At 45.7% G+C, this 5,851-nt stretch carries 5 protein-coding genes; 1 reads left to right on the top strand and 4 read right to left on the bottom strand.

Annotation, left to right across the window (positions count from 1 at the left end; genetic code table 11):
* Window positions 1–136 precede the first annotated feature (136 nt).
* The gene (locus IM515_RS04660; protein ID WP_002768209.1) at window positions 137–502 is read left to right on the top strand and encodes a phage holin family protein; all 366 of its coding nucleotides are present in this window, start codon (window positions 137–139) and stop codon (window positions 500–502) included.
* Window positions 503–707: 205 nt separating this feature from the next.
* On the opposite strand, the gene eno is transcribed toward IM515_RS04660, so the two are convergent.
* The 4 genes from eno to IM515_RS04640 form a co-directional block, all read right to left on the bottom strand.
* A complete protein-coding gene (eno, locus tag IM515_RS04655; protein WP_004161573.1) occupies window positions 708–2,006 on the bottom strand; it encodes a phosphopyruvate hydratase in 1,299 nt (432 codons plus the stop codon).
* 46 nt (window positions 2,007–2,052) lie between these two features.
* Window positions 2,053–2,814, bottom strand: coding sequence for a DUF3887 domain-containing protein (locus IM515_RS04650; RefSeq protein WP_287629710.1), 762 nt, complete (start codon window positions 2,812–2,814; stop codon window positions 2,053–2,055).
* Between the two features lie 115 nt (window positions 2,815–2,929).
* Window positions 2,930–5,008, bottom strand: coding sequence for a glycogen debranching protein GlgX (glgX, locus tag IM515_RS04645; protein WP_287629709.1), 2,079 nt, complete (start codon window positions 5,006–5,008; stop codon window positions 2,930–2,932).
* A gap of 278 nt (window positions 5,009–5,286) precedes the next feature.
* Window positions 5,287–5,851 (bottom strand): DUF4351 domain-containing protein (locus IM515_RS04640; protein ID WP_287629708.1); only part of this gene is annotated, 565 nt, incomplete at its 5' end.

Here is a 5,851-nt window from a genome sequence, read left to right as displayed (position 1 = left end):
GCCAAGCTTTTCTGGTCGGAACCCCCTAAGCCGAGTTTTCCAGGTGCTGCGCCGTCCACTTGGTTTTCGAGACTGGCCTTTTAATTCTAACGTAAAGCCAACCTAGAACGGCGGGGTTTCAGACCCAAAATTTCCGATGATCGGCATTCTTTTAAATATTCTTGCCACTGCCCTGAGTTTATTGGTGGTTGATATTATCTTCCCCGGCGTTAAAGTCGATAGCTTTATTGTGGCCATGGTTGCGGGGGCAGTTATTGGTTTAGTCAACGCACTGGTTAAACCGATTCTAGGACTGCTTTCCCTACCGATTACTATTCTCACCCTCGGTGGCTTTATCCTTGTTCTCAATGGCTTTTGTTTCTGGTTAGCCTCGATTCTCGTCCCCGGATTTGCGGTTAAAGGTTTAGTGGCTTTTATCGCTGCGCCCATCGTCCTCTCTCTGGTCAACACCCCCTTAAATAAATACTTCGCTGAAAAAGGTTCCAGCGAAGTACCACAATAGTCAGTGACCAGTTATCAGTTATCAGTACCCCTAGTATAACACCTTTGATCCCAAAATCATACCTTCGTGCAGAAAAAGGCCAAAAATAAATACTTCGCCGAAAAGGGTTTCAGCGAAGTACCACAATAGTCAGTGACCAGTTATCAGTTATCAGTATCTTTAGTATAACACCCTTTTTCGATCAGTGCAAGACTTTTTGCAAATTTTAGGCCAAGAATTTTGGACCCAAACCGACTTTCGGCGCGTACACCGCCCGATCGCCTAATTCTGCTTCGATGCGTAATAAGCGATTATACTTAGCCACCCGTTCACTGCGACTGAGAGAACCAGTTTTAATCTGTCCGGCATTAGTAGCCACCGCCAGATCTGCGATCGTGGTGTCTTCCGTTTCTCCAGAACGATGACTGATGACAGAACGATAACCGTGACGGGTAGCTAGGGCGATCGTTTGTAGGGTTTCCGTCAAAGAACCGATCTGATTGAGTTTAATCAGGATCGAGTTAGCAATACCCAGATCGATCGCTTTTTGCAGACGGATAGGATTAGTCACCATCAAATCATCGCCCACCAACTGAATCCGCGCCCCCAGTTTATCGGTCAATAATTTCCAGTTATCCCAATCTTCCTCGTGTAAACCGTCTTCAATGGAAACAATCGGATAGCGATCGACTAAACTGGCCAAAAAATCCACCATTTCGGCGGGAGAATGGGCCGAACCATCGTAGAGGTATTGACCATCCTTATAGAATTCACTGGCGGCCACATCCATAGCCAAAGCCACCTCCGACCCCGGTTTATAACCAGCACGTTCGATCGATTCAATCAAAATATCCAAAGCTTCCTGATTTGAAGCCAAATTAGGAGCATAACCGCCCTCATCGCCCACACCGGTCAGTAATTTGCGTTCGTGCAAGGCCTTACCCAAAGCGGCGAATACTTCCGCTCCCCAACGCAAACCCTCCTTAAAAGAATCGGCCCCGATGGGGAAGATCATAAACTCCTGAAAATCGACGTTATTATCAGCGTGAGAACCACCATTAATCACGTTCATCATCGGGACGGGTAGCACATTGGCCATCGGACCACCGAGATAACGATAGAGAGGCAATCCCAGATCCGCCGCCGCTGCTTTGGCCGTAGCCAGAGAGACGGCTAGGATAGCATTAGCACCTAATTCTCGTTTATTGGCCGTACCATCGCGATCGATCATAGCTAAATCGATACTAGCTTGGTCGAAAGCATTCATCCCCTCCAAAACTGGGACGATTTTTTCGTGGACATTGCGAACTGCTTTCAGGACACCCTTACCACCGTAACGCTGGGGATCATCATCGCGTAATTCGTGGGCCTCAAAACTACCCGTAGAAGCACCACTGGGAACCTGGGCCAAACCGAGCGCCCCCGATTCTAATAGAACTTCCGCTTCGATCGTGGGACGGCCGCGGGAATCTAGAATCTCCCTAGCTGCGATCGCTTCGATGGGAACTTCGATTTTATCTAACATAACTTATCGTCTCCAACTCAATTTACGGGGTAATTTCGGCCGATTACTAATTGCCTAAAGGGAAATCCACGTTGACAATCTGCTTTTGATCATCAAAAACGAGGATTAAAGTATCCGTCAGTTTTTCAAATTGAATCGTCACCAACACCAGATCCACACCGTCCGTATCCGAGCCTTTTCTGACCTGAGTTCCCACAATCCGACGCACGGGGCCGGTACGCTTAAGTAAATTCTCCCAAGCGCCTTGTACTCTGGTGGGGAAAACTTCCGCTTTCAGGAAAGGGTGTAAAAAACCTCGGGCCAGGCCGTAGTCTTTATTGGCCAAGGCCGTGACAAAAGCGGTGCCAATCTCAGAAATACTGCGAAATTCGGGAAAATCGGCGGCAACTATCTGACCGGACCGGTTAAAGGTAACTATCACATCGTCGGTAACTTTCTCAAATTCAACGGTGACAATCACCAGATTGGCATTGATAGCATCGAGTACCTTGGTTTTGACAATGCGCTTAAACGGTCCAGTATTGTCAGTGACTTGGCTTTCCCAGACCTTTTGCAATTTTTCGGCAGTCCAGAGGGGTTTTAGTTGGGGTGACAAAGCTGCAATAACTTTACCGTATTGTTTAGTTCCCAACCATTCTACTAACTGCCGAGCTTGCTTTTCTTCCCGAACAGGATCACCAAGAGCGATCGCATTCGGTTCTAGGTTCGCCTGTACTGGTGAAACGCTGAACGCAGTCCAAGGCAGGGAAAAACCCATTAAACACAAAGAGAGAATCGATACCCGTTTCGCTAATGAAAGCCGCATCATTTCAGCTATTGCTCCGCAAATAAATAACGTTTTTCCACTTGACGATTGAATTGATGCCATTGTTCATCAGTTAAAGCATTCAAGATCGCTCGATCGGGCAATATCTCTCCCCTTGTTATACTGGTTTAACGATTAAAACTACCGCCGAACGCGCTTGCACCCGATAGGTTTCCGATTCAACAGCGGCGGCGGCATCTAAATCACAGGCTGCCTCGGACAATTGCCCAGCAGTATCGATGACGCGATGCCATTTTTCCTCTGGGAATAGGGGGGGTAACTGGAAGTTGAGAGATTCCCAGTAAGCGTTGAGCATAATGTGTAAATACTCATTCGCCTTGGGATGACGCAGGGAAAAAGCTAAACTGCGGGAATCTTCCGACCAATCGGGTTTACTCAACTGTACGCCATGCCAACTGAGATGGGGTTCAAGACTGGTATAGGTGACTTCTAGCAATTTTTCTTGACGGAAAAGAGCTAATTTTTTATTAAAATCGATCAGTCTCCTTACGAAACACCAAAGATCGAACTCTTGCTCTACCGCACTCCAATCGAACCAACTTAACTGGTTATCCTGACAATAGGCGTTATTGTTGCCCTTTTGGGTGCGTCGCACTTCGTCCCCCATCAACAGCATAGGTGTTCCTTGGGAAATGAACAGGATCGTTAAGAGATTTTTTATTTGTTGCAGTCGCAGGGTTTTAATCTCCTCGTTATTGGTTTCCCCTTCTATCCCACAATTCCAGCTAAAATTATCGTTGCAACCGTCCCGATTCTCCTCGCCGTTAGCCTCGTTGTGTTTCTCGTCGTAGGACACTAGATCGTTAAGGGTAAAGCCATCGTGACAGGTAACAAAATTTATACTTCTATTGACATCGGTGTCAGGTCTGTGGTAGATGTCGGGGCTTCCTAAAATCCGCGCCGCTAATTTCGTGACTATGCTGGTATCTCCCCGGACAAAAGCGCGTACATCATCGCGAAAAGGACCATTCCACTCGGAAAACCAATCGGCAAATTCAACAAATTGACCGACACTATACAATCCTGCCGCATCCCAGGCTTCAGCGATTAATTTTGTCCCGGCTAAGACTGGATCCGATTCGATCGCCCAGATCATGTTATAACCTTTTTGTAGGATCGGTTCCCCGTCCACATTACGCGATAATACGGCCGCCAGGTCAAAGCGAAAACCATCCACGTGCATTTCTGATACCCAATAGCGCAAACAATCGAGAATCATTTTGCCCACAATCGGATGACTGCCCTTGAGGGTGTTACCACAGCCGGTATAGTTGCTATAGATGCTTTTATCTTCTGCATCGAGGATGTAGTAGGTGCGATTATCGATACCTTTAAAGGAAAGAGTTGGCCCGATTTCGTCCCCCTCGGCGGTATGATTGAAAACCACATCGAGAATCACTTCGATACCCGCTTTGTGTAAAGCTTTCACCAGATCTCGAAATTCATTCAAAGGACCGAACGGTGAGCGATCGCTACTGTAACCAGCGTGGGGCGCAAAAAAGCCGATCGTGCTATAACCCCAATAGTTAGTTAACCCCGGCATGGCCGCAGCGGGATCAAAGTAATGAATCGGTAACAATTCCACGGCAGTAATGCCTAGGTTTTTCAAATAGGGTATTTTTTCGATTAATCCCGCAAACGTACCTCTTTTTTCCTCGCTAACGCCAGAATTCGGGTTACGAGTAAAACCACCGACGTGCATTTCGTAGATCAAACTGGCAGAGTAGGGAGTGCGTAGCGGTTTGTCATCTTCCCAATCGTAGCGGCCCGTATCCACTACCAGACCCCGCAAAGCTTGATGACAATTATCGCCTTTTTCGCTGGCAGCTTGTCGATCATAAATTTCCGCACCGACAATCGCTTTCGCATAGGGATCGAGAACTACTTTATCAGGATCGAAGCGATGACCCTGGTCCGGATTATCCGGACCATAGACTCGATAAGCATACACTTGACCGGCTCCAATCCCGTGAACGAAAATATGCCAATAGAAAAAGGTGCGATTTTCGTGGGGACTGAGACGAATAATTTGACTAGGTTGCGGGGAATTAGCATCATCAAATAATAATAATTCTATGGCAGTGGCATACTTAGAAAATAGTGAGAAGTTGACACCATCGGCCAAGACAGTTGCCCCGACGGGATGGCTTTTACCGTGATCAGTTTTTAAGGTCATTGTCAAGAGAGAAAAAGTGCTTAGGAGTAGTATAAGATTATTCGGCGTTTTTGAATCAAGCTATGAATGCCAAATGTGTGTCCTATCCAAAAGTTAGTTTTGGTCTAGGTTTTAAAAATCTCACCCAAGAAGATTCAGAATTCAAATCAGCAAAGCCAGATTTTCCTGGAGATAATGTGATTAATTTCCAAGACCTTGCCCCGTTCAATAAAGCTCTCAATTTTCCGATATTTCAAGGAAACAATTAGAGGATTTTTAAATGACCTTTTCCGAAGATTTTAGTCCCGATTAAGCCAATTAATTAAGTCAGCTTGAATATTAAAGTCTAGCAATGCTTCTCCTAAGTCTTCTAATTGTTCAACGGTTAGTTTTTGGATAGTTTCGGTAATATGCGGGGGAAGTTCACCAAAACGTCGCTTTAGTTGACGCAGCACTACCTTGGTTTCTCCTTGTTGAATAGCTTTTTCTCTATCTTGTTCGTATAAAGGGGCTAAACGCATAATAAATTTTCTCTCCTCCTGGGTTCTTTTGGGTAAGGCTTGCAGGTTCCTACTCAAATTGTATAATAACTTTAAGGAAGCTGATTTGAAAGGATGATTAGAAGATAATGCCTCTAATTCATCAATCGCTCTGGTTCTGGTTCCTCCTCTACCTAATAATCTTAACCAGAGGGTTTCAGGGGTTTCAGGTAATTGATGCAGTACAATAATGGCTGTGGTTAATGCTGGGGCTAAAAAATAAATTCCTTCTCCCCAATCTGGATGATTGAGAGCGGAAAAAGCAGTTATAATTCTTTGACTGGCCGTAGGAGTTATTATCCATAGTCTAGGAATATTTTCTGCT

It is taken from the genome of Microcystis sp. M44BS1 (assembly GCF_020244875.1).
Classification (GTDB): domain Bacteria; phylum Cyanobacteriota; class Cyanobacteriia; order Cyanobacteriales; family Microcystaceae; genus Microcystis; species Microcystis panniformis.
This window is presented reverse-complemented; position numbering and strand designations above follow the sequence as displayed.